This window comes from uncultured Tateyamaria sp. (assembly GCF_947488715.1).
Lineage (GTDB): Bacteria > Pseudomonadota > Alphaproteobacteria > Rhodobacterales > Rhodobacteraceae > Tateyamaria.
The window spans coordinates 385085-408621 of the sequence record NZ_CANLAG010000003.1 but is presented as its reverse complement, the minus strand read 5'-3'; the positions used below and the strand labels follow the sequence as shown (position 1 = coordinate 408621).

Annotated in this window: 22 protein-coding genes; 11 read left to right on the top strand and 11 right to left on the bottom strand. The window is 62.1% G+C overall.

What is annotated here, in order from left to right; translation table 11 throughout:
• Positions 1–19 precede the first annotated feature (19 nt).
• The 11 genes from Q0936_RS09850 (at position 20) to Q0936_RS09800 (ending at position 11519) form a co-directional block, all read left to right on the top strand.
• Positions 20–1450 carry a CpaF family protein gene (locus Q0936_RS09850; protein WP_299141426.1) on the top strand — a complete coding sequence of 477 codons (1431 nt, stop codon included), beginning with the start codon at positions 20–22 and terminating at the stop codon, positions 1448–1450.
• Positions 1451–1579: 129 nt separating this feature from the next.
• Positions 1580–2545 (top strand): type II secretion system F family protein, encoded by a 966-nt coding sequence (locus Q0936_RS09845; protein ID WP_299141428.1) that lies wholly within the window; start codon positions 1580–1582, stop codon positions 2543–2545.
• A gap of 10 nt (positions 2546–2555) precedes the next feature.
• Positions 2556–3527 (top strand): type II secretion system F family protein, encoded by a 972-nt coding sequence (locus Q0936_RS09840; protein ID WP_299141430.1) that lies wholly within the window; start codon positions 2556–2558, stop codon positions 3525–3527.
• Positions 3528–3620: 93 nt separating this feature from the next.
• Positions 3621–4190: a tetratricopeptide repeat protein gene (locus tag Q0936_RS09835; RefSeq protein ID WP_299296350.1), complete on the top strand. Its 570-nt coding sequence runs from the start codon at positions 3621–3623 to the stop codon at positions 4188–4190.
• 104 nt (positions 4191–4294) lie between these two features.
• The gene (locus Q0936_RS09830) at positions 4295–5149 is read left to right on the top strand and encodes a tetratricopeptide repeat protein (RefSeq protein WP_299296353.1); all 855 of its coding nucleotides are present in this window, start codon (positions 4295–4297) and stop codon (positions 5147–5149) included.
• A gap of 4 nt (positions 5150–5153) precedes the next feature.
• Positions 5154–5651: a prepilin peptidase gene (locus Q0936_RS09825; RefSeq protein ID WP_299296356.1), complete on the top strand. Its 498-nt coding sequence runs from the start codon at positions 5154–5156 to the stop codon at positions 5649–5651.
• A gap of 77 nt (positions 5652–5728) precedes the next feature.
• On the top strand, positions 5729–7036 hold the full coding sequence (locus Q0936_RS09820; protein WP_299141435.1) for an ATPase: 1308 nt from the start codon (positions 5729–5731) through the stop codon (positions 7034–7036).
• Positions 7033–7821, top strand: a complete 789-nt coding sequence (locus Q0936_RS09815; protein ID WP_299296359.1) for an NAD(P)-binding domain-containing protein — start codon at positions 7033–7035, stop codon at positions 7819–7821. Before Q0936_RS09820 ends, Q0936_RS09815 begins: the two co-directional genes overlap by 4 nt.
• Positions 7822–7907: 86 nt before the next feature.
• A complete protein-coding gene (locus Q0936_RS09810; protein WP_299296362.1) occupies positions 7908–10346 on the top strand; it encodes a ligase-associated DNA damage response DEXH box helicase in 2439 nt (812 codons plus the stop codon).
• A 97-nt stretch (positions 10347–10443) separates the two neighbouring features.
• The gene (gene pdeM / locus Q0936_RS09805; protein WP_299296365.1) at positions 10444–11115 is read left to right on the top strand and encodes a ligase-associated DNA damage response endonuclease PdeM; all 672 of its coding nucleotides are present in this window, start codon (positions 10444–10446) and stop codon (positions 11113–11115) included.
• Complete coding sequence (locus Q0936_RS09800) at positions 11112–11519, top strand: PaaI family thioesterase (RefSeq protein WP_299296368.1); 408 nt, start codon at positions 11112–11114, stop codon at positions 11517–11519. The genes pdeM and Q0936_RS09800 overlap by 4 nt, the downstream gene beginning before the upstream one ends.
• Here Q0936_RS09800 and folD read toward each other — a convergent pair.
• From folD to Q0936_RS09745, 11 genes are all read right to left on the bottom strand, one after another.
• Positions 11516–12415 (bottom strand): bifunctional methylenetetrahydrofolate dehydrogenase/methenyltetrahydrofolate cyclohydrolase FolD, encoded by a 900-nt coding sequence (folD, locus tag Q0936_RS09795; RefSeq protein WP_299296371.1) that lies wholly within the window; start codon positions 12413–12415, stop codon positions 11516–11518. The genes Q0936_RS09800 and folD overlap by 4 nt on opposite strands.
• A 17-nt stretch (positions 12416–12432) precedes the next feature.
• A complete protein-coding gene (locus Q0936_RS09790; RefSeq protein ID WP_299296374.1) occupies positions 12433–12909 on the bottom strand; it encodes a hypothetical protein in 477 nt (158 codons plus the stop codon).
• 151 nt (positions 12910–13060) lie between these two features.
• On the bottom strand, positions 13061–14737 hold the full coding sequence (locus Q0936_RS09785; RefSeq protein WP_299296376.1) for a formate--tetrahydrofolate ligase: 1677 nt from the start codon (positions 14735–14737) through the stop codon (positions 13061–13063).
• A 271-nt stretch (positions 14738–15008) separates the two neighbouring features.
• Positions 15009–15608: a sulfurase gene (locus Q0936_RS09780; RefSeq protein WP_299296380.1), complete on the bottom strand. Its 600-nt coding sequence runs from the start codon at positions 15606–15608 to the stop codon at positions 15009–15011.
• Between the two features lie 94 nt (positions 15609–15702).
• A complete protein-coding gene (locus Q0936_RS09775; protein ID WP_299296382.1) occupies positions 15703–16308 on the bottom strand; it encodes a ferric reductase-like transmembrane domain-containing protein in 606 nt (201 codons plus the stop codon).
• 116 nt (positions 16309–16424) lie between these two features.
• Positions 16425–18344 carry an ATP-dependent zinc metalloprotease FtsH gene (ftsH, locus tag Q0936_RS09770; protein WP_299141450.1) on the bottom strand — a complete coding sequence of 640 codons (1920 nt, stop codon included), beginning with the start codon at positions 18342–18344 and terminating at the stop codon, positions 16425–16427.
• Between the two features lie 78 nt (positions 18345–18422).
• Complete coding sequence (gene tilS, locus Q0936_RS09765; protein ID WP_299297638.1) at positions 18423–19670, bottom strand: tRNA lysidine(34) synthetase TilS; 1248 nt, start codon at positions 19668–19670, stop codon at positions 18423–18425.
• Between the two features lie 3 nt (positions 19671–19673).
• Positions 19674–20495, bottom strand: a complete 822-nt coding sequence (locus Q0936_RS09760) for a tetratricopeptide repeat protein (protein WP_299297639.1) — start codon at positions 20493–20495, stop codon at positions 19674–19676.
• Positions 20496–20522: 27 nt separating this feature from the next.
• Positions 20523–21047 carry a peptidoglycan-associated lipoprotein Pal gene (gene pal, locus Q0936_RS09755; RefSeq protein ID WP_299297640.1) on the bottom strand — a complete coding sequence of 175 codons (525 nt, stop codon included), beginning with the start codon at positions 21045–21047 and terminating at the stop codon, positions 20523–20525.
• A 90-nt stretch (positions 21048–21137) separates the two neighbouring features.
• Entirely contained in the window at positions 21138–22538 is a 1401-nt protein-coding gene (tolB, locus tag Q0936_RS09750; protein ID WP_299297641.1) for a Tol-Pal system beta propeller repeat protein TolB, read from the bottom strand.
• On the bottom strand, positions 22487–23536 hold the full coding sequence (locus Q0936_RS09745) for an energy transducer TonB (RefSeq protein WP_299297642.1): 1050 nt from the start codon (positions 23534–23536) through the stop codon (positions 22487–22489). The genes tolB and Q0936_RS09745 overlap by 52 nt, the downstream gene beginning before the upstream one ends.
• Between the last annotated feature and the right edge of the window lies 1 nt (position 23537).

Genomic DNA, 23537 nt, shown 5'->3' with positions numbered 1-23537 from the left:
ACAACCCGGGGGTCCCTCGATGTTTTCGAAATACAAAAAAGCAGCACCAGCCGCCACGCCCGCACCCGTTGCGGCCAAGGTGACGGAACTGCCCAAGGCAGAAGCCGCCCCCAAATCGCCACGCAAACCGGCGCCCAAGGCCGCGACCGTTGCGCCATTGGACAAGGAACGCAAGCGCAAGGAGCGGATGGGCGAGATCAAGCTCGAACTGCATCGCGCGCTTTTGGACAACCTGAACCTGTCGGCGCTGGAATCGGCGACCGAAAAGGACCTGCGCCAGGAAATCAGCGCCATTTCCGCCGAAGTTCTCGAAGAAAAGAACATCGTGCTGAACCGCGAGGATCGCCAGACCCTCAACCAGGAACTGTTCGACGAAGTGACCGGCCTCGGCCCGCTTGAGACTTTGCTCAAGGACGAGACGGTCAACGATATTCTTGTCAACGGCCCGCAACAGATCTTTGTGGAACGCGACGGTAAACTGCAACTGACGGACATCACGTTCAAGGATGAGCGCCACCTGTTGCGCATCATCGACAAGATCGTGTCGGCGGTCGGTCGGCGGGTCGACGAATCCAACCCCTATGTGGACGCCCGCCTCAAAGACGGCTCGCGTTTCAACGCCATGGTGCCGCCCATCGCGGTGGACGGCAGCCTTGTCTCCATTCGTAAGTTCAAAAAGGACAAGCTGGGCATCGACGACCTGGTGAATTTCGGCGCCTTTACCGAAGAAATGGCTGCCTATTTGCAGGCCGCCGTCGCCACACGGCTCAACGTGATCGTGTCGGGCGGTACAGGTTCCGGTAAAACGACCACGCTGAACGCCCTGTCGTCCTTCATCGACAATGCCGAACGCATCCTGACAATCGAAGACACCGCCGAACTTCAGTTGCAACAGACCCACGTGGGCCGGATGGAAAGCCGCCCGCCCAACGTCGAAGGCAAGGGCGAGGTATCCCCCCGCGACTGTCTGAAAAACGCCCTGCGGATGCGGCCGGACCGTATCATCGTCGGCGAGACGCGCGGCGAAGAAGTCATCGACATGCTCCAGGCCATGAACACCGGCCACGACGGATCGATGACCACGATCCACGCCAACTCGGCGCGGGACGGTGTGTCACGTCTGGAAAACATGATCGCGATGGCCGGTATCGAAATGCCGATCAAGGCCGTGCGGTCGCAAATCTCGTCCGCTGTGAACCTCATCGTGCAGGCTTCGCGTCTGCAAGATGGCTCGCGCCGTATGACCTCGATCACCGAGATCACCGGGATGGAGGGCGACGTTATCTCGATGCAGGAAATCTTCCGCTTCCAGCGCGTGGGCCTGACGCCCGACAACAAGATCATCGGTCATTTCACCGCCACCGGCGTGCGCTCGCACTATTCCGAACGCTTCCGTCTGTGGGGCTATGACCTGCCCGCATCCGTCTATGAACCCATCGCGGCCGAGTAAGGAACCATCCATGCACGCCCGAACCCATTCGCTACTTGAGGACTGTTTTTACGACGTCCTACCGCATTCGCTACTTGAGGACTGTTTTTCAGACGTCCTATCGCATTCGCCATTTGAGGACCTGATGTCATGAGCGCAGAACCCATCATTTACGGCCTGATCTTTGTCGGCGTCCTGGTGCTGGTCGAGGGCCTATATCTTGTCGCCTTCGGCAAATCCATCAGCCTCAACAGCCGCGTGAACCGCCGCCTTGAGATGCTGAACAAGGCCGGGGGCCGCCGCGAAGAGGTGCTCGACCAGCTCCGCAAGGAAATGCAGCAGCACATGGGCGCGCGCTCCATCCCGCTGTATTCCCTGCTGGCCGACCGGGCGCAAAAGGCGGCCATCGCCTTTACCCCGCAACAGTTGATCATGGTCATGGGTGGCCTGAGCGTCGTGGCCTTTGTCGGCCTCAGCGTCGGCACCGACACGGACACGCCTGTGCGTATCCTGTTGTCTGTAGGCATCGGCATCGGTGCGGTGTTCTTTTGGGTATCGTCCAAGGCCAACAAACGCCTCAGCATGATCGAAGAGCAGCTGCCCGACGCCGTGGAACTGATGGTGCGCAGCCTGCGCGTCGGTCACCCCTTTACCTCGACCATCCAGGTCGTGTCCAAGGAGGTCGCAGACCCCCTGGCTTCGGAATTCGGACTTATCGCCGACGAAAGCGCCTTTGGCCGCGATGTGGGCGAAAGCCTCAAGGATATGGCCGAACGTCTGGACATGCAGGATTTGCGCTTTCTCGCCGTGGCCGTGACCATCCAGCAGCAATCGGGTGGTAACCTCGCCGAGATCCTCGCGGGTCTGGCCAAAGTGATCCGCGCCCGTTTCCGCCTGTTCCGCCGGGTCAAGGCGATCACCGCCGAGGCCAAGTGGTCGGGCAAGTTCCTTTCGGCTTTCCCGCTTGTGGCGCTGGTCGTCATCAACGTCGGTGACCCGCATTACTATGACGAAGTGCGCGACCACGCGTATTTCATCCCCGCCTGTTTCGTCGTCGGCATCTTCTTGTGCGTCAACCTCTGGGTGATGCGCGTGCTGACCAACATCAAAGTGTAAGGAGGCCGACATGGAAGCCCTGCTGCAGCCCATCACGGACATTCTCGGCCCACTTGGCCCCATCGTCATCGCGGGCGTTCTGGGCCTGATGATGATCGTGGTCGTCGTGATCATGATGGCGCGCCAACCCGAGGACCCGCTGTCCAAACTCAAGAAAGCGTCGAATGGCGCCGCTGCAGGCGGGTCGCAGAAAGAGCGACTGCGCCAAGGCGCGCGCAACGAACAGCTAGAACGGTTCTCCAAGTTTCTCGAACCCGAGGACGTGGCCGAACTGAGCAAGCGGCAACTGATGCTGCGCCAGGCCGGGTATCAATCCCGCGACTCCGTGCGCATGTTCCACGCCGCCCAATTCATCCTGGGCGTGATCGGTCTGATTGCCGGTGTGATCTACACCAACTTCATCGTTGGCACCGAAAACATGGACACGCAAAAGATCATCATGTGGACGGTGGGTCCGGGCGGCGCAGGCTACTACCTGCCGCAATACTGGATCACCAAGCGCGTCGAAAAGCGCAAGGAACAGATCACCCAGGGTTTCCCGGATGCGCTCGATATGCTGCTTGTCTGCGTCGAGGCGGGCCAATCGCTGGATCAGGCCATCACACGTGTGGCTGGCGAGTTGCGGGCATCCTTTCCCGCACTTGCCGACGAATTGCAGGTGGTCAGCTATGAGATGAAGGCCGGCAAGGACAAAGTTACCGTTCTCAACGACATGGGCGAACGCTGTGGCGTGCAGGATGTGGCGTCCTTCGTGACCGTGCTGGTGCAGTCGGCCAGTTTCGGTACATCCATCGCCGAGGCGCTGCGCGTCTATGCCGGTGAGATGCGCGACAAACGCGTGATGCGCGCCGAAGAGGCCGCCAACAAGCTGCCGACCAAAATGACGCTCGCGACCATGATGCTGACGGTGCCGCCGCTCTTGATCATCCTCGTGGGCCCCTCCGTTCACGGCATCACCCAGCTCGGGAATATGGGCAACTAGAAAACGCCGCGTTTCGTGGTACAAGGCTGACACCGCGTGTCCCGAAACGGGCGCGCGGTTCAGTCCATTCTGCAATAGTCGCAAAGACATCAGATGATTACAGGCCTTCGGGGCGTATGCGCCCTTCTCTTCGCACTTCTGGTCGCGGCATGCGGCCCGCCGGGCATCGACGCCTCGCAATCCGGGCCATTTGCACCCGGTGTCGATCACAACGCAGCGGGCGTGGACGGGGTCGAGGTCGGGCACCGCCTGATTGCCGCCGGGGAATTTGAACTGGCGATCAAGTCGTTCAACCGTGCGGCTTTGGACCGGGGCGGTTTTGACGCCGAAATCCTGTCGGGGCTTGGCACCGCCAACCTCGGACTTGGCCGGTTAGGTCAGGCCGAAACCCTCTTGCGACGGGCAACAACCGAATATGACCCCTACCCCGAGGACCTGAACAATCTGGGTGTGGTGCTGATGGAACAGGGCGAAACCGGCGAAGCCGTTCAGATTTTGCGCCGCGCCTTTGCCCTTGATGACGGAGAAAGCACACTTATCCGGGATAATTTGCGCTTGGCACTCGCAAAATCCGAAAATTCTGCTACCGTCTCACCCAACGAGAACCAGTACAAACTGGTCCGTCGAGGCAGCAGCGATTTCTTGATACGGACTGCCGGATGACAAAACGCGTGTAATCGCGTGGATTGAGGTGCGCCGCAGGGCGCGTTTGGGATGCGACCGGGCAGCAAAAGCCCGGCGTGAACGAGCAGGAAAAGGACGCAAATATGCGCCACACCGTATTATTGGCCGTCTCTCTGGCAGGCGCGATGGCCCTGACCGCATGTGAACAGAAATCCGCCGAGGAAACCGTTGAACGGGCCTTTCAGGATGTGAACGTGGTCGACGAAAGTGACCTGAACGACGTGATGCTGACTGTGGCCGACCCCAACGAGGCCGTCAGCTACTTCCGCCGTACCGCCGCTGAAAACCCCGACCGCATCGACGTACAACGCGGGCTGGCCACCAGCCTCGTGCGCGCCAAACGCTATTCCGAAGCCGCCCCCGCCTATGCCAAGGTCGTGAAACTGGACGGCTCAACCAATGACGACCGCGTGGACTATGCCGATGCCCTGCTGCGTTCAGGTGATTGGGCCAGTGCGGAACAGGAACTCGACAAGGTGCCGCCCACCTTCGAGACGTTCAAGCGTTACCGGCTCGAGGCGTTGATCGCCGACAGCAACAAGGAATGGAAAAAGGCCGACAGTTTCTATGAAACTGCCGTAGGTCTGACCACACGCCCGTCCGGCGTTCTCAACAACTGGGGCTACTCGAAACTGACGCGCGGCGACTATCAAGAGGCCGAACGCCTGTTTGGTGACGCGATCCGTCAGGATCCCGGACTGTTCACCGCCAAAAACAACCTGATCCTGGCCCGCGGCGCGCAGCGCAACTATCAACTGCCCGTGCTGCCCATGGACCAGACCGAACGCGCGCAACTGCTGCACACGCTGGGTCTGACGGCTGTGAAACAGGGTGACGTGCAAACCGGCAAGGGCCTCCTGCGCGAGGCGATCGAAACGCACCCGCAACACTTCGAAGCCGCCGTGCGTTCCCTGCGCGCACTCGAAAACGCGGGCTGACACGATGGCGCTCTCTGCCCAGGTGGCGCTGTGGTTCCTGCCGTTTCTGGTGCCACTCTGCCTCTACGTGGCCTACACCGACCTCGCGTCGATGCGGATCACCAATTGGACCGTGCTGGCCATGGCCGGCGTCTTTGTTGTGCTCGGCCTCTTTTTGATGCCGCTCGATGCCTATCTGTGGCAACTGGCGCAACTGGGCATCGTGTTGGTCGTTTGCATGATCCTGAATGCCGCTGGTGCAATGGGCGCCGGTGACGCCAAGTTTCTTGCCGCCGCAGCGCCTTACGTGGCCTTGGGCGATGTGCGCCTGCTGATGGCGCTTTTTGCCGCCGTTTTGCTGGCATCCTACGCCGCACACCGCATCGCAAAACACAGCCCCCTGCGCCGCATGGCCCCCAATTGGGATAGCTGGAGCCAGGAAGCCAAGAAATTCCCCATGGGTTTTGCCCTGGGGCCAACGCTGGCCATTTACCTCGTTTTGGCGACAGTGCACGGGTCTTGACCTGTTTGGGTCATATTTTGGACCCAATACCCTGCTACCTCTGATGCAAAGCAAAAGCAGCAGCAGGCCCGTTTCCCATGAATATGCAAGTCGCAGACGTGATTGCGCCCCCCGCGCCCAAGCGGATCCAGGACATGAAATTGCCCGTGGTGATGATGCGGGACATCCTGCTCAAAACCATGTTCCGCAAGAACCTCGACATGGTGTCGGACCTCAGCGAAGCGATGTGTCTGCCCATTCCGGTTGTGCAGGAGCTGATCGACATGTGCCGCGACCAGCGTTTGATGGAAGCGACGGGCACGCTGAATGCCAACAACACCAACGAAATGGGTTATCAGTTGACCGATGGCGGCAAGGCGCGCGCGCTCGACGCGCTGGCGCAGTCGGAATATTTCGGCGCCATGCCAGTGCCGCTCGAGGTCTACCGCGAGCAAGTCAAACGCCAGTCGATCCGCAACATCATGGTCACACGCCAACAGTTGACCGGTGCGATGGGTCACCTCGTCCTGCCGGACGACCTGTTGGACCAGCTTGGGCCAGCCGTGTCGGCCGGGCGCTCGATCCTGATGTATGGCCCACCCGGCAACGGGAAATCGTCGATCTCGAACGGCATACGTGACGCGCTGGGTGATCAGGTCTACGTGCCGCGCGCCATCGAATACGCGGGTCAGGTGATCACCGTCTATGACCCCATCGTGCACATTCTGGCGAAGGAAGAACAACAAGACCCCAACGCCCTGCGCCGCCGCACGCCCTATGACAAACGCTATGTGAAATGCGAACGGCCTACGGTGATCACAGGGGGTGAGCTGTCGCTCGACATGCTCGATCTTGTCTACAACCCTACCGCGCGGACCTATCAGGCCCCGCTCCAGCTCAAATCGACGGGCGGCATCTTTATCGTGGACGACCTTGGTCGTCAGGCCGAACCGCCGCAGGCGCTGGTCAACCGCTGGATCGTCCCGCTGGAGGAGTCCAAGGACATCCTCGCCCTGCAATCGGGCGAGAAATTCGAGGTCCCCTTCGACACGCTGGTCGTCTTCTCGACCAACTTCCACCCCAACGAGATTTTTGACCAGGCCGCCCTGCGCCGGATCTTCTTCAAGATCAAGATCGACGGGCCAAACCAGGCAAACTTCCTCAAGATCTTTGCCATGGTTGCCAAGAAAAAGGGGATGGCCCTCAACGAAGAGGCACTGATCCACCTGCTCAAGGTCAAATACCCGACCATCGACAACATATATGCCAACTATCAGCCGAATTTCCTCGTGGATCAGATGGTGTCCATCTGCAATTTCGAAGGCATCCCCCTGCAAATGCGCCCCGACCTGATCGACCGCGCCTGGGCCAACATGTTCGTCAAGGACGAACATATCGTCAAATGATTGGCGTGGCGGGCTGTGGCCGCATGGGTGGCCCGATGTTGCAGGCGCTGTGCGACGCAGGCGCACGCGCGCAGGGCTTTGACATTGCCAAAAGCGATATGCCGCAGGTGACGGACAATATCATGGCCTTCGCGCCACGGCTGGAAACCCTGTTTTCGGTGGTCCGCGATGAAACCGAAACCAACGCACTTTTGTTCGACACCCAGAACCTGATGGGCACCGCGCCCAACCTGCGCCGCATCTTCATATGTTCCACCCTGTCACCGCGCTATGTGCGCGGGCTGCGCGACCGTGTGCCGGAGCACATCACCCTCATCGACGCCCCCATGTCCGGCGCGCGCATCGCCGCACAGAACCGTTCGTTGTCCTTTATGCTGGGCGGCACCCGCGACGACATCGACGAAGCACTGCCGCTTCTGGCCTTTATGGGTCAGCACTTTCATCACATGGGCGCATACGGTGCCGGCATGCAGGCCAAGGTGCTCAACAACCTGCTGGCGGCCTCACACACGGCCATGACGCGGCTGGTACTGGACTGGGCTGCCGACGCGGGCTTGGATCAAACGGCCCTTCTCAACCTGATCGAGACGTCTTCGGGCCAAAACTGGCTCGCCTCGGGCTTTGACACCATTGAATTTGCGCGCGACGGTTACGCCCCGGACAATTCCATCGGTATCCTGGTCAAAGACGTCGCCGCAGCCCTCGATGCAGCACCTGACGGCGCAGACACCGCCCTGCCGAAACAAGTCCAAGCCACCGTCCGCGCCCTCAAACCTTACCGCTAATCACAGCAGTCCCGCACACTGTGCCGAGGTAGGAAAGATGCAAGCCGCCACTTCCCACTGGCGCTGTCCTCGCTACATTGCGTCTGATGACGCCCCTCCCCCAGATGTTCGCCGACTGGTTCGCCGCCAAAGGATGGTCCATCCATCCCCACCAGCAACAGATGCTGGACCGCGCGGACGACGCGGCCCTCCTGCTGATCGCCCCCACAGGCGGCGGCAAGACGCTGGCCGGGTTCCTGCCCACACTGGCCGAACTGGCCGAGGGCGATCACGAGGGCCTGCACACCCTCTACATCTCACCGCTCAAGGCGCTGGCCACAGACATCAAACGCAACCTGCGCACACCCGTCGAAGAAATGGGCCTCGACATCCGGATCGAAGACCGCACCGGCGACACCTCGGCCACGCAAAAGAAACGCCAACGCGCCGACCCGCCGCACATCCTGCTCACCACACCGGAAAGCCTCGCCCTGCTCACCAGTTACGAGGACGCGCAGCGCATGTTCGCGGGCCTCAAACGGGTGATCGTCGACGAAATCCACGCTCTGGCCGAAAGCAAACGGGGCGACCAGATGTTCCTGGCCCTCAGCCGGTTGCAGGGCCTGCGCCCCGACCTCAAACGCGTGGGCCTATCGGCCACGGTCGAGGACCCCGCCGCCATCGCCCACCTTCTGGCCCGGCACCCCGACCCCTGTGACATTCTGCACGCCGATCCCGGACCCGCCCCCGACATCCAGATGCTGGTGACCGACGAGGCCCCGCCGTGGTCCGGCTCGGGCGGCAAATACGCGATCCCCGCCGTGCTGGAGCAGGTTAAGAAACACAAAACCACGCTCATCTTCCACAACACCCGTGCCCAGGCTGAGCTTTACTTCCACAACATCTGGCTCGCCAATGACGAAGGGCTGCCCATCGGCATTCACCACGGATCGCTCGACCGCCAACAGCGGGAAAAGGTCGAACAGGCCATGGTTGACGGCCAACTCAAGGCCATCGTCTGCACCGGCACGCTCGATCTTGGCATCGATTGGGGCGACGTTGATCTGATCATTCAGGTCGGTGCACCCAAGAACGTCAAACGCCTCGTCCAACGGATCGGCCGCGCCAATCACCGCTACAATGCGCCGTCCAAGGCGCTGCTTGTCCCCGCCAACCGCTTCGAAGTCGTAGAATGCGTGGCCGCCCTCGATGCGGTCAAGGCGGGCGCGCTGGACGGCGACCCACGCGGCCCCGGCCCCCGCGACGCGCTCTGCCAACACATCCTGATTGTCGCTTGCGCCGGGCCGTTCTGCGCCGACGCGCTTTATAACGAGGTCACCAGCACCGGCGCCTACAGCACCCTCACACGCCCCGATTTCGACGCATGCCTCGATTTCTGCGCCACGGGCGGCTACGCCCTGCGCGCCTACGACCAATGGAAACGCCTGCAACAACGTCCCGACGGCCACTGGCAACTCCGCGACCCGCGCAGCGCCCAACGCATCCGCATGAACATCGGCACGATCCAGGACACCGACACGCTCAAGGTCCGCTTCAAGGGCCGCGGCGGCAAACCCCTGGGCGAGATCGAAGAAGGCTTTGCCGCCACCCTCACCCCCGGTGACACGTTCCTGATCGGCGGCCAGATCGTGCGCTATGATTCATTACGCGAAATGACCGTCCAGGTGACCCGCGACGCTGCCAAGAAACCCAAAATCGCCACCTTCATGGGCACCAAATTCGCCACCTCAACGCAGCTCAGCCACCGCATCATCGAGATGTTCCAACAGGACACATGGCCCGCCCTGCCGCCACACACCGCCGAATGGCTCAGCTTGCAACGCAAAGTCAGCCGCCTGCCAGAACCGGGCCGCCTGCTGATCGAAAGCTTCCCACATGACAACCGCATCCACACTGCCGTCTACGGATTTGCCGGGCGCAACGCGATGCAGACACTGGGCCTTCTCCTGACCAAACGGATGGAGGAAACCGGCCTCAACCCGCTGGGTTTCCTCGCGACGGACTACGCCACCCTGATCTGGGGCCTCGACAAGATCACCGATCCCGCCCCCCTCTTCGACATCGACGCCCTGCGCAATGGCCTGGACACATGGCTCGCAGGCAATGCCGTGATGAAACGCACCTTCCGTGCCTCGGCCACCATCGCGGGTCTCATCGAACGCAACCTGCCGTCAAACCGCAAAACCGGACGGCAAGCGACGTTCAGTTCCGACATCCTCTATGACACGCTGGCCAAATACGACCCCGACCACCTCATGCTGCACATCACCCGCCAAGAGGCCATGCGCGGCCTCGTTGACTTTGGCCGGATCGAGGAAATGTGCGCGCGCATCGGCAACCGCATAGACCTCATCGAGCACGACCGCATCACCCCCCTCGCCGCACCCCTCATGCTCGAAGTAGGCCGCGTCCCGATCAAAGGACTGGCCGAAGAAAAGCTCCTCGCCGAAGAGGCCGAACGCCTGATGACCACAGCCGGACTGCCCCCCGAACCCAAACGCAAGGACTGGCGCGTCCCATTCTAAAGCTCTTTCATCTTGCCAAAAAAACTCCGGGGTTTGGGGCAGAGCCCCAATCTACAGCAGCCTTGAAGCAAACACATCGCCCATATATGAACAAAGTATGAACACGTGCGATCTCTCACTGGCCGGTGCCGCGCTCAAGGCGCTTGGCTCCGGCGCGCTACTTTGGCCCGACCAGAACCTGCTTTGCGTCTCCGATCTCCACTTGGGCAAGGCCGAACGCATCGCCCGACGCTCTGGCATGCAGCTCCCCCCCTACGAGACACGCGACACACTCACCCGCCTTGTCTCCGATCTCGACAAAACCGGCGCACGCACAGTCGTCTGTCTGGGCGACAGCTTTGACGACCTCACCGCCGCCCGCAGCCTGCCCGAAGACGAACGCCTCTGGATCACACGCCTGCAAGCCGGTCGCCGCTGGGTCTGGATCGAAGGCAACCACGACCCCGGCCCAATCGAATTTGGCGGCACGCACCTGGCCGAACTGCCCATCGGGTCCGTCACCTTCCGCCACATCGCCAAGCCGGGCGCCAGTGGTGAAATCTCGGGCCACTACCACCCCAAGGCCACCCTGCCCACACGCGGCCGTGCAATCACAAGGCCCGCCTTTCTGATCGACAGTGACCGATTGGTGATGCCTGCCTATGGCACTTATACTGGCGGCCTGCGCAGCCACGACAGCACCCTGTCGCGCCTCATGCGCCCCGACGCCGCCGCCATCATGACCGGCGCGCGCCCCGTACAGGTGCCCATGCCGCGGGGGGCGCTATGACCAACCGGATTGCTGCCAGCTTTGCCCAGCAAAGCATGATGACAACCTTCGGGGCGACACTCGACGCGGTCGAGCCGGGGCTGGTGACGATCTCCGCCCCGATCCTGCCCGGATGCCGCCAGCAACAGGGGTTCGCCCATGCCGCGCTGACCTTTGGGCTGGGCGACAGTGCTGCGGGCTACGCCGCGCTCACCACCCTGCCGGACGATCAGGAAGTCGTCACCGCAGAGATCAAGATCAACCTCACCGCCCCAGCCACAGGCGAACGCCTCATAGCAAAAGGCCGGGTCATCAAACCCGGCCGTCGCCTTATCGTAGTCACGTCAGAGGTGTTCGCCGTCACGGATGGCCGCGAAACCCTCGTCGCTGTGCTGCAAGGCACGATGGTGCCGGTCAAGGCCTAGGCCGTCAGACCTTCGGGCGCGTCCAACCCATGCGCACGGCAACAGGCGGTGATCGTGTTGGCCAACAGGCAGGCGATGGTCATCGGCCCCACACCACCCGGCACAGGCGTCACAGCCTTGGCCACAGTCACGGCCTGCGCAAAATTCACATCGCCCAACAGCTTGGACTTGCCGGGCTTGTCCGGGTGCGGCGCGCGGGTGATGCCCACATCGATGACCGTGGCGCCGGGCTTGATCCAATCGGCTTCGACCATCTCGGCCCGACCCACGGCCGCCACCAGAATATCCGCACGCGCGCACACCTCGGCCAGATCCTTGGTGCGCGAATGCGCAATCGTCACGGTGCAGTTCTCGCGCAGCAACAACTGCCCCATCGGCTTGCCAAAGAGGTTCGAGCGGCCAATCACCACTGCCTCCATCCCCGACATGTTGCCTAACTGATCGCGCAACAGCATCAGACACCCCAAGGGCGTGCACGACACCAAACCAGTCTCGCCACTGGCCAAAAGGCCCGCATTCACGACACTCAGCCCATCCACATCCTTCGACGGATCAATCCGCGCCACCACGGCGCGTTCGTCCAGATGATCCGGCACCGGGAACTGGCACAGGATGCCATGCACCGACGGGTCCGCATTCAACTGATCAATCAGCGCGAACAGATCCGCCTCAGACACATCCGCCGGCAACTTGTGCTCGAACGACGCCATGCCAACCTCGACGGTTTGCCTGTGCTTGGCCGCGACATAGACCTCGCTCGCCGGGTCCTCACCCACCAGAATGACCGCCAGACCGGGCGTGATCCCGTGGTCCTCCTTCAGCCGTGTGACATGGGCTGCCACATCGCTGCGTACCTTGGCCGCAAAGGCCTTGCCATCAATGGTCGTCGCGGTCATCGCCGTTCCTTCTCGGTTCATCGCGTGAAAGTCACCTCATGCGCCCATGTCTCACCATCGCTGATCACCAGCGTGTCAAATTCCATGAACTGCAAAAGGTCGAAAAACGTCGCCACGAACTGCAGGTTCTGTTGGCGGAAAAACTCGTTGTTGCGCATGTTTGACGTCATCTGCGCCAGCACCGCGCGCGCCCGGTAAAGGGTTGAAAACACGTCATCATCCAGGGCAATGACGGTCAGATGCTTGGCGTCGTCGCCCTTGGCAAAGAACACGAACCGCGGGCTTTCCGGGGCCGCCAGTTGCGCCACTGTCAGGTTGGTCACAAACTCGACACGCACGCCTTTGCTGGATTGCGGCGCTTCGCGGATCACACGGCTGAACTCTTCGGTCGAGGTGACATCGGGGTAGTAATACCCGGCATACCGGTCACTGGCGGCGGCGGTTGTCACGCTCACAGCCATCAATGTCAGGATCAGGGCGAACAGTCTGGTCATGGTCTTTCCTCCTAAGGTCACTGTGCTTTACGCTGGACGGTCAGAGGCCCTTGGGTCAATCGCATTACGCCGCTTTGCCCAAAACGTGAGCGCACGGAAACATCACGCAGGCGTAGGGTGCACGCTTGGCGCACCCTACGAGAGCTGTCGTTCAGAACAGACCTTCGATCTGGCCCGCGTCGTTCAGCATGATGTTCTCAGCCGACGGCACACGTGGCAGGCCCGGCATGGTCATGATCTCGCCGCAGACCGCGACGATGAACCCGGCACCGGCCGACAGACGCACTTCGCGCACAGGCACCGAATGGCCCGTGGGCGCACCGCGCAGGTTTGGATCGGTCGAGAACGAGTACTGCGTTTTCGCCATGCAGACCGGCAGATGGCCGTATCCCTGCTCTTCCCACAGCTTCAGCTGATCGCGGATCTTCTGATCCATCAGCGCTTCGTCCGCGCGGTAGATACGCTTGGCGATGGTCTGGATCTTTTCCGCCAACGGCATCTCATCGGGATAGATCGGCGCAAAGTTCGCGGTGTCCGCATCGGCCAGCTCGGCCACTTTGGTCGCAAGATCCGCGGAGCCTTCGGAGCCCAGTTCCCAGTGACGCGACAGGATTGCCTCGGCACCTTGTGCGGCGACGAAATCCTTGACGGCCTGCACTTCGGCATCGGTGTCGGTGACAAAGTGGTTGATCGCCACGACCACCGGTACACCAAAAGACTTCAGGTTCTCAATGTGACGGCCCAGGTTCGGGCAACCGGCCTTGACCGCGTCGACGTTCTCCGCCCCGAGGTCCGCCTTGGCCACACCGCCGTTCATCTTCATCGCGCGCACGGTGGCCACGCAGACCACAACCGACGGGGACAGGCCCGCCTTGCGGCACTTGATGTTCATGAACTTCTCAGCACCCAGATCGGCACCAAAGCCCGCCTCGGTCACAACATAGTCGGCCAGTTTCAGCGCTGTGGTCGTCGCGATGACCGAGTTACAGCCATGCGCGATGTTCGCGAACGGGCCGCCGTGCACAAAGGCCGGGTTGTTTTCCAGCGTCTGCACCAGGTTCGGCTGCATCGCGTCCTTGAGCAGAACGGTCATGGCGCCATCGGCCTTGATGTCGCGTGCAAAGACCGGCGAACGGTCGCGGCGGTAGGCCACGATCATGTCGCCCAGACGCTTTTGCAGATCCTTGAGGTCCTTGGCCAGACACAGGATCGCCATAACCTCGGAGGCCACAGTGATGTCGAAACCCGCTTCGCGTGGGAAGCCGTTGGCAACCCCGCCCAGGCTGGCCGTGATCTGGCGCAGCGCGCGGTCATTCATGTCCACGACCCGACGCCACACAACACGGCGTGTGTCGATCTCAAGACTGTTGCCCCAATAGATGTGGTTGTCGATCATCGCGCTCAGCAGCGAGTGGGCGGATGTGATGGCGTGAAAGTCACCGGTAAAGTGCAGGTTCATCTCTTCCATTGGCACGATCTGTGCGTAACCACCCCCGGCAGCCCCGCCCTTCATGCCAAAGTTCGGGCCAAGCGACGCTTCGCGGATACACACGCAGGCGTTCTTCCCGATGCGGTTCAGACCGTCACCCAGACCCACGGTCGTCGTGGTCTTGCCCTCGCCCGCGGGCGTCGGGTTGATGGCCGTGACAAGGATCAGCTTGCCGTTTTCGCGGTCCTGCACGCCGTTGATAAACGACTGGCTGACCTTGGCCTTGTCGTGGCCGTAGGGCAGCAGATCATCGCTGGAAATCCCCAGCTTGGCACCGATCTCCTGGATCGGTTGCTTGCTCGCCTCACGTGCGATTTCGATGTCGGATTTATAGGCCATGGTGCTCCCCGCCGTGTAAATGGGTCCGTCTGTCGTGGCCTGCATACAGCCGCATGCCTAGGGGACATGCGCGCGATTCCGACATTTCACAGCGACAGAGCGGCCCAAACGACCGCGCGGGTTTCATTTCGGAAACGGTCAGCGCGATGCAGGAACAAGGTTTCGTGTTTGCTGTATTCCACAGCCCGTCAGCATCACCAACATCCGTGTCATGCGAACAGCGGCAAAAAGCGCGCCGCTCAAATGCTCTCAGGTCAGCAAAATCCGACCATCACCCGGCACGTGCTGCGTCCAGATGGCTCCACACGTTTTGGTCCGGCACGTGCAGGGTCAACACGTCGCCAACCGCCAGACGCCCGCCAAACTCGACCCACGCTGTCACACCGCGCCGGTTCTTGGCCGCTGGCTTGTACAGGCGACCAAACCCTGCGGCCTCTTGCTCGATCTCTTTGCCGGGAAAGATGCAGGGGCGGTTTTCCATGTCGATGGCAATGCCCGCACCGCTCGGCGCCATCAGGCGCGATGATGGCGGTACCTTGCTGAACTCTGGAATACCCTCAATCACCATCGACGCGCCGACCCACGCCGGATCAATGGCATCCAGCCCCATCTCCTGCGCGGTCATTGCCAGCTCTTCGGCGCTGAGGACGCTCAATTGGCGCACGTTACGGATCGTGGTACCTTCGGGGTATTGCGACGCCACCCGCACACAGGACGCACGCGTCGGGCCACCGTGCGCCTCGCCGGGGAACCCGTCCAGCGTGGCATCCACATGGTCAACCGAAACCGCACGCAAGCTGGCGGTGCGGTCGGGCACGTGGCCCAGCCATGTGATACGGGCGGTGAACGATGTGGGCGTGAGCGCGGGCATGCGTCATCTCCTGATTGGTTGCCTTGGTGGTACCAGCACCCACGCCACCAGACCAATGACGTTTCCTTACGCCGCCCCCACAATTCGTGAACCGTCAGGCAAAGAACCGCACACGCACCCGTCGCAAGACCCACTTTGCCACAATCGGCACCATGAAAACGCCGCACCAGAACAGAATGCGGCCAGTGTACCAATCCAGCAGATACCAATGCCACAACGCCAGCACGCCCGCCGGATAGACCCAGAGATGCAAGCGTTTCCACCCCTTGCCCATCGCCCGCACAGCACGGGCGTTGGACGTCGCAGCCAGCACCAGCAAAAGGATCAGGCTCGCCCACCCGGTCTGATAGGCCAGAAATCGCAGGTCAAAGATGATGGCATCCAAGCCACCCAACGCCCGCACATAGTGGATCAAATGCAGCCCAGCATAGAGCGCCGACGCAATGCCCAAATGCCTACGACGCGGCAACAGCCAGCGGCCCAACGCCTGCCCCCGTCCGATCCGGTTGATCAGCAACAGCGTCGGCGTCACCGCAAGAGCGGCGATCAGCAATCGCACGCTCCACACCCCGCTGTCATACATCAGCGCGGGATAGTACGCGTCGCTATCCCACAGCCCCCAAAGCACATAGCGCCCCGGCCACATCAGCACGACATAGAAAAGCGGCACAGACCGCAGGACAGATATAAGGAACTGCATGGTTCCCAACCTGCCCAGTCGTTGCCTACTGCGCAACCCCGCTGGCGCAAACGTGACCCCAGAACGCAAAAGACCCGCCAGCGCGGCGGGTCCTTCGTTAACTTTTCAGCTCAGAATCAGCCGGCCGGTTCCGGCTCCATCCCGCCATCGCCCGAGGGGCCGGACTTCTTCTTGGCCTTGGGGATCGCAGTCAGGCTGGGCTTCTTGTCTTCGACTTTCGACCCGCCGTCTTCGTCGTCCGGGCTCTGCGGCGGATCACCCCGCATCACGCGCTCGATCTCTTCGCCAGTCAGTGTTTCGTATTCCAACAGACCTTGCGCCAGACGCTCGAACTCGTCCTCGTTCTCGGTGATGACCTTCAGCGCCCACTCGTACCCGTCCTGGATAAAGCGTTGAACTTCCTGCTCCACCAATTCCTTAGTGTTGGCCGAGACAGAGAAACCAGCCGTGTTGCCCTGATACCCTTGGGCCGCTTCGGAATAGTCGATGTTGCCGACTTTGTCCGACATGCCCCATTGCAGCACCATCGCACGGGCCAGCGCACTGGCCTGTTGGATGTCGCCCGCCGGGCCGTTCGACACAGAATCAGGTCCGTATTTGTGGATCTCTGCCGCCTTGCCCGCCATGGTCATGGCCAAGCGCTGGTGGCACTCGTCCTTGAACATGTTCAGCCGGTCCATCTCGGGCAGGCTCATCACCATGCCCAGCGCACCGCCGCGCGGAATGATCGTCGCCTTGTAAACCGGGTCACACTTGGGCAGCAAATGCCCGACCAACGCGTGGCCAGCCTCGTGATAGGCGGTCATTTCCTTTTGTTCCGGGGTCATCACCATGCTTCGCCGTTCCGGCCCCATCATGACTTTGTCCTTGGCACTTTCAAAGTCCAACATCGTCACAAAACGGCGTCCGATCCGTGCGGCCATCAGTGCCGCCTCGTTCACGAGGTTCGCCAGATCGGCACCGGAGAAACCAGGCGTGCCGCGCGCGATGATGCGCAGATCGACGTCGGGACCCAGCGGTGTCTTGCGCGCATGCACGCCCAAAATCTTCTCACGGCCCTTGATGTCCGGATTGCCGACAGTGACCTGACGGTCAAAACGACCGGGGCGCAGCAGCGCGGGGTCCAGCACGTCTTTGCGGTTGGTGGCGGCGATGATGATCACACCTTCGTTCGCCTCGAAACCGTCCATCTCGACAAGCAGCTGGTTCAACGTCTGCTCACGCTCGTCATTGCCGCCGCCATAGCCGGCACCCCGGTGGCGACCCACGGCGTCAATCTCGTCGATGAACACAATGCAGGGCGCGTTTTTCTTGGCCTGCTCGAACATGTCGCGCACACGGGACGCACCCACACCCACGAACATCTCGACGAAGTCAGAACCCGAGATGGTGAAAAACGGCACACCCGCCTCACCGGCCACGGCCCGCGCCAGCAGTGTCTTACCCGTACCCGGAGGGCCCACCAGCAGCGCGCCCTTGGGGATCTTGCCGCCAAGACGCGAGAACTTCTGCGGGTTCCGCAGGAATTCCACGATCTCGTCCAGCTCGTCCTTGGCCTCGTCGATACCCGCCACGTCGTCGAACGTCACGCGCCCATGCTTTTCGGTCAGCATCTTGGCCTTGGATTTGCCAAAGCCCATGGCGCCACCTTTGCCGCCGCCCTGCATCCGGTTCATGAAATAGACCCAAACGCCGATCAGCAGCAGGAAGGGCAAGAGCGACACGATAAATGTCTGGAAACCCGATTGCTGTTGTTGTTCCGCCCGCACAGGGATGTCGTTGGCGATCAAAAGGTCTGTGACCTCCGCATCCTCGGGCTTGATCGTGACGAAATCCTCTGTCCCGCGGCGGAACCGGACCTGTTCACCGTCCAGCGTCACATTGCTGACCGATCCGTCTTCGACGGCGTCCACAAACTCGGAATAGCTGATCTCACGGCTTTGCAGCGTGTTGCCCGACCCGCCAAACAGGTTGAACAAGGCCAAAATCAGCAGGAACAGAACCACCCAAAAGGCAATATTACGTGCGTTTCCCAAGGAAAATCTCCTGATACGTGCCACACACGGGCGAAGGCCCGAGGCGTTTACTCTAAGATAGAGATGCTTACGGTTTCTTCAATGCGATAAAAGTGCGGCGAAAAAGGCATCTTGTCCGCCTTCCAGGTCTGCGCGCCACTCAGGGTCATCCCCAACGACGGGTGCGGCCACCAGTTGACCGTCGTACCATACGGCGGGCGACGCCGCTGCCGCGGCTCGCGGCAGTCCCGCATCGCGCCATCCCGGCACCGATTGCAGCCCGTCATATCCCAGCGGTGCAACTTGCAAATCCGGGTCGTCTTCGGGGCCTGTCACAACCCAGCGTTCGTCCCAGAGGTCACCAATTTCGCTCGATACGTCCTTGATTGCGTTCAATTCGCGCACGACCCAGATCACGTCGCCTTCAACCATGATCTGGCACCCGCCCAGCGTCACCGCGTCCCCTGCCCGGATGGCCGCCAGCGTGCGCGCAACCGCATCCCGCCGTGGCGGATACGTAGAACTCGACGTCCAGCCCAGCGCATGCAACAGCAGACGCCGCGCAATCTCGGCCGGTTGCATGCGGAACTTGCGCAAATCAAAGGCCACGACACCGCGCACAATCTGCGCCACATCCCGCGCGGCCAAAAACGTCTGCCAATCCAACGCCTCGCGCGCTTGGCTCATGTTGTGAGCCACGTCCACCAGCGTTTCGGTGTGCACGCCCAGCGTCCCCAACACAGTCAGTGCGTCGCGAATGCGGATGCGTTCAAAATCGCGGTTGTCATTGCTCGGGTCTTCGCACCACTCCAGCTGCGCCGCCCGTAAATAGCTGCGCAAGGCCGACCGTTCGATGCGCAAAAAGGGCCGGACCCACGTGATGCCATTGCGCACACGGCGCGGCACCATGGCGCTCAGCCCATCAACCCCTGCACCACGCGCCAGACGCATGACAAACGTCTCGGCCTGATCGTCCGCCGTGTGACCCAGCAAAACATGGGTGATGCCATTGGCATAGGCCCAGTCGGCCATCAGATCATAGCGGGCGTCGCGCGCCTCGGCCTGCAAATTGCCAGCGCCGTTCCACCCTTTCCAAAACTCGACATGATGCGGCAGGTCCCAAGTCGCGCAGAGGTCAGTGACCAACGCAATTTCGTCCTTGGCTTCTTCGCGCAGCCCGTGATCAACCGTGATGACATGCAACTCGATTCCGCGCTCACGCACAAACTCGACCATTACGGCCAGAAGGGCCACCGAATCCCCCCCGCCCGACACCGCAACGGCCAGCCGTTCAGGCAGCCGCCCGCTGAGCTGATCGCGCACCGCGTCGAGAAGGGGGCCGATCATGGCTCAGCCACAACCGATGTTGCGCATCGCATCCTGCGCCTGAGACACCGCATCAGCACTTGGAAAACGCACGCCAACCTCTGCCAGCGTCACGCAGGCTTCGTTGGTTTGCCCCAAACGGCCCAACGCAGCACCCAACCGAAACAACGCTTCGGCGGCCATTGGCCCCCGCTGATCCAACGTGAACGCGGCGAGATAGGCGCGCGCACCCTCACGCACGTCACCCAAACCCTCCAACGCCTCTCCACGGCGCAACTCTGCCGCTACCTGTAGGGGGCCGCCGGGGTAGGTCTGATTGAAGGTCGCAAACTGGTCTGCGGCGGCGCGAAAGTCACGGGCGGCGAGCGCCTCCTGCGCCCGCTCGAAATCCGCCTCTTCCTGTGTGGCAAGCTGTGTATCGGGCTGCGGCGCGGGGGCCACGGCGGGGACGTCAGTCGTTGTACCTGCACCGCCCAGCGTCGGCGTGTCACCCAACGCACCAATATCGCACCCGGCTTCCAACTCGCACAGACGGAACTCCAGATCGCCGATGCGGTTGGTGCCATCGCTGACCACACGGCCAATGCGGAACTCCAACTGCTCGGTCTGACCGGTCAGGCGCTGCAACTCGGCCTCAATGGCATTGAGCCGGTCCAGCGACGTACCACCTGACACCCCCGACCCGGCACTGCCCGTTGTCGACAGCTCACGCTTGAGCTTTTGCACCTCGACATACAGTACTGTCAGCTCTTGCCGAATATCGGCAAGCGTTCCGTCCTGCGCAATCCCTGCGCGCGGCCCAACAAGGGCCAGCGCCAAAGTGGCACCCACAATCCACCGAACCATCACATTCCTTCCCCCGGTTTGGCTGACCTAGCTGGTCAACCCACCCGCCAACACCGTCACCGCCCTGCGGTTCTTGGAATAGCAGGCCTCTTCACTACACACTTCGATCGGGCGCTCCTTGCCATAGCTGACCACCTGCAAGCGGCCCCCTGGCACACCCTGGCTTTGCAAATAGGCACGTGCCGCGTCCGCCCTGCGCGCACCCAGCGCCAGGTTGTACTCGCGCGTGCCCTGTTCGTCCGCGTGACCTTCGATCACCGCAGTATAATCGGCATTGGCCAAAAGCCACGCGGCCTGACCGTCCAGCGTGCTGCGGCCCTCAGGCGTCAGCGTGGACTGGTCCACCGCAAACAACACGCGGTCACCCACCGCCTGCTGGAAATAAGCCGGCGACGCCGGGTCAGACGCGCTGCCCGGAACAATCCCGGTATCCGCACCCGCCAGTGGATCGCCACCGGCACCCACACCATCCGACCCGAAACGGTCAGGGTTGGTACAGGCCGCCACGCTCAGCGCAGCCACCAACATCAGGATCGAAGATTTCAGTTTCATGGGCTCGTGCCTCTCTTTCAGAGTGTTTCGCCAAATTTCTTGGTCGTTAACGCAGATGTACCACGTCTGTGGCGCTATGAAAACGTGCGCCTATCGCTGCAACGGCCCCCAGGACGGGTCCGATCCGCCGTCAGGCGTGCGCACCGGGCGCAAATTGCGGCCCGTGATATCTACCGAGTACAGCGTTGACCGCCCCGCTGCCCCCTGCGTCTCGCGGGCAAACATGATCACGCGGCCATTGGGCGACCATGTCGGCCCCTCATCCAGGAACGAGGCGGTCAACAGGCGTTCTTCGGACCCGTCCACGAGCATGACGCCGATATGGAACCGCCCCTGTGACTGCTTGGTAAAGGCGATCAGGTCCCCACGTGGCGACCACACCGGCGTGCCATAACGACCCTTGCCAAAAGAGATCCGCCGCGCCTCGCCCCCACTGCTGGGCATGACATACAATTGCTGCGACCCGGACCGATCGCTCTCGAACACGATCTGTGCACCGTCCGGGCTATAGCTCGGGGCTGTCTCGATTGCGGGGCCGCTGGTCAGACGGCGGGACGCGCCGCTGGCCACATCCATCGCAAAGATATCCGTGTTGCTGCCCTGGGACAGCGAATAGACCACCGTGCGCCCATCAGGCGAAAACCGCGGGGCAAAGCTCATCACGCCCTGCTGGCTCTCCAGCACCCGGCGCTGCACGCTGCCCACGTCCAGCACGTAGATGCGGGGGAACCCCGTCTCGTAACTTGTATAAAGCACACGGTCGCCCGTCGCCGAGAACCGCGGGGCCAGCACAATGGCCTCGGACCCAGTCAGGTACTGCACATTGGCCCCGTCATAGTCCATGACGGCCAGCCGCTTGCGGCGCTGCGCCTTGGGGCCGCTTTCGCTGACAAACACCACGCGGCTGTCGAAATATCCGCCCTCGCCGGTGATCCGGCTATAGACGACATCCGACACTTTGTGCGCGATCCGCCGCCAGCCATCGACCGTGCCTGCAAACTGCAGGCCGTCGCCCAGCTCTGCGCCGGAAAACACGTCGTGGAGGCGAAATTTGACGGTGATGTTGTTGCCCGACACCGTGACTGCGCCCGTGACCAGGGCCTGCGCGTTGATAGCCTTCCAGTCGGCATATTGCACGGGCGCGCCAAAATCGGTGACCTGGCTGATAAAGGCGCTGGCGGGCAATTCGCGGAAGAGGCCGGTGCCGGACAAATCGGCGGCAATGACCCGTGCCAGTTGTTGGCCCATCTCCGCGCTGCCGGGTGTTTCGGCCACCAGATCAGGGATCGCCACCGGCAAGGGTTCGATCACACCTTCGGTGATTTCGATCCGCAGCGGCCCGTTCTGCGCCTGCGCGGCAGTCGGTGCCTGCGCCTGCGCGGCAGTCGGTGCCTGCGCCGCGACGACAAGGGCCAAAACCATACAAATTGCGCGATAGATCATTTGATACGCATCCTTTCGGGATTGAACGTCATCTCGATTTCTTTCCATTGACCGTATTTTTCAACGGGCAGGCCATACCCGTCCCGCGTACAGCGGATAATTGCCCGGCGCGCGGCCTCGAATGCCTGTTTTGCCGCCTGTTCCGACCCGCCCGAGCTGGATAGCATGCGGATCGAGGCGTTCACCGGCTTGGCGTCCTGCGTCATGTCGACCGCCACCACCACCGTCGTCTGGAGCGCCGCCGAAGACAGCGACCCCACGTTCCAGCAATTCGACACCGCCACGCGCAGCGCGTCCTTTTCCCCTGCCGACAGCGGCGGGCCTTGCGGCACTTCCGTCTCGCCGCCGCCCTCAAGGGCCTGCCGCAGCGCGTCTTCCACATCGGCTGCCGTGTCAGCGGGCGCGGCGGGTGGCTCCGGGTCTGCGGGCGGGGTTTCAGCGGTTTCCGTTGGACGGGCGGGCGCGCTTGGACGGCGCGCGGGCGGGCGCAGTGACGCGGTGGGCGCACTGCTGGGCTCTTCTGCCTCGGTCACGATCTCTGTGGTGGCCTCTTCGGGGGCCGTGGCCTCTTGCTCTGGCTCTTGAACGGGCTGCTCGGGCGCCTCTTCGGCGGTCACGGCCTCTTGCTGCACGTCGTCTGGCGTGGCTTCGGGCGCAGGCGGGGCAACAGGTTCGGGTGCCACACGGTCCGCGGCACGCGGCACAGGGCGCGGAGCCACCTCGGGCGTGGTCACCGGCTCTGGTTCAGGTTCAGGCGCGGGCGGCTCCGGTTCGGGCTCTGGTTCGGGCGCAGGTGGTTCCGGCTCTGGCGCAGGTGGTTCAGGCTCTGGCGTCGGCACCTCTTCGGGCACAGCAGGCAACGCCGCAGGCGTTGCAGGGTCGTCCTGCGGACCATCCGTCAACAACGCCTCGAACGCATCCGTGGAAATCACCGACACCTCGGTCACCTCAAAGGGCAGCGGTTCGGACTGGAACGCCCCGCCAAACAGGATCCACCCGATCAGACCCGCATGGCCGATCCCTGATATGACCTGCCCGGTGTTCAAG

What these genes read in the sequence shown, in the direction of transcription:
- Q0936_RS09850 (WP_299141426.1), top strand. Translation starts at nt 20, where the DNA reads ATGTTTTCGAAATACAAAAAAGCAGCACCAGCCGCCACGCCCGCACCC.
- Q0936_RS09845 (WP_299141428.1), top strand. Translation starts at nt 1,580, where the DNA reads ATGAGCGCAGAACCCATCATTTACGGCCTGATCTTTGTCGGCGTCCTG.
- Q0936_RS09840 (WP_299141430.1), top strand. Translation starts at nt 2,556, where the DNA reads ATGGAAGCCCTGCTGCAGCCCATCACGGACATTCTCGGCCCACTTGGC.
- Q0936_RS09835 (WP_299296350.1), top strand. Translation starts at nt 3,621, where the DNA reads ATGATTACAGGCCTTCGGGGCGTATGCGCCCTTCTCTTCGCACTTCTG.
- Q0936_RS09830 (WP_299296353.1), top strand. Translation starts at nt 4,295, where the DNA reads ATGCGCCACACCGTATTATTGGCCGTCTCTCTGGCAGGCGCGATGGCC.
- Q0936_RS09825 (WP_299296356.1), top strand. Translation starts at nt 5,154, where the DNA reads ATGGCGCTCTCTGCCCAGGTGGCGCTGTGGTTCCTGCCGTTTCTGGTG.
- Q0936_RS09820 (WP_299141435.1), top strand. Translation starts at nt 5,729, where the DNA reads ATGAATATGCAAGTCGCAGACGTGATTGCGCCCCCCGCGCCCAAGCGG.
- Q0936_RS09815 (WP_299296359.1), top strand. Translation starts at nt 7,033, where the DNA reads ATGATTGGCGTGGCGGGCTGTGGCCGCATGGGTGGCCCGATGTTGCAG.
- Q0936_RS09810 (WP_299296362.1), top strand. Translation starts at nt 7,908, where the DNA reads ATGACGCCCCTCCCCCAGATGTTCGCCGACTGGTTCGCCGCCAAAGGA.
- pdeM (WP_299296365.1), top strand. Translation starts at nt 10,444, where the DNA reads ATGAACACGTGCGATCTCTCACTGGCCGGTGCCGCGCTCAAGGCGCTT.
- Q0936_RS09800 (WP_299296368.1), top strand. Translation starts at nt 11,112, where the DNA reads ATGACCAACCGGATTGCTGCCAGCTTTGCCCAGCAAAGCATGATGACA.
- folD (WP_299296371.1), bottom strand. Translation starts at nt 12,415, where the DNA reads ATGACCGCGACGACCATTGATGGCAAGGCCTTTGCGGCCAAGGTACGC.
- Q0936_RS09790 (WP_299296374.1), bottom strand. Translation starts at nt 12,909, where the DNA reads ATGACCAGACTGTTCGCCCTGATCCTGACATTGATGGCTGTGAGCGTG.
- Q0936_RS09785 (WP_299296376.1), bottom strand. Translation starts at nt 14,737, where the DNA reads ATGGCCTATAAATCCGACATCGAAATCGCACGTGAGGCGAGCAAGCAA.
- Q0936_RS09780 (WP_299296380.1), bottom strand. Translation starts at nt 15,608, where the DNA reads ATGCCCGCGCTCACGCCCACATCGTTCACCGCCCGTATCACATGGCTG.
- Q0936_RS09775 (WP_299296382.1), bottom strand. Translation starts at nt 16,308, where the DNA reads ATGCAGTTCCTTATATCTGTCCTGCGGTCTGTGCCGCTTTTCTATGTC.
- tilS (WP_299297638.1), bottom strand. Translation starts at nt 19,670, where the DNA reads ATGATCGGCCCCCTTCTCGACGCGGTGCGCGATCAGCTCAGCGGGCGG.
- Q0936_RS09760 (WP_299297639.1), bottom strand. Translation starts at nt 20,495, where the DNA reads ATGGTTCGGTGGATTGTGGGTGCCACTTTGGCGCTGGCCCTTGTTGGG.
- pal (WP_299297640.1), bottom strand. Translation starts at nt 21,047, where the DNA reads ATGAAACTGAAATCTTCGATCCTGATGTTGGTGGCTGCGCTGAGCGTG.
- tolB (WP_299297641.1), bottom strand. Translation starts at nt 22,538, where the DNA reads ATGGAAAGAAATCGAGATGACGTTCAATCCCGAAAGGATGCGTATCAA.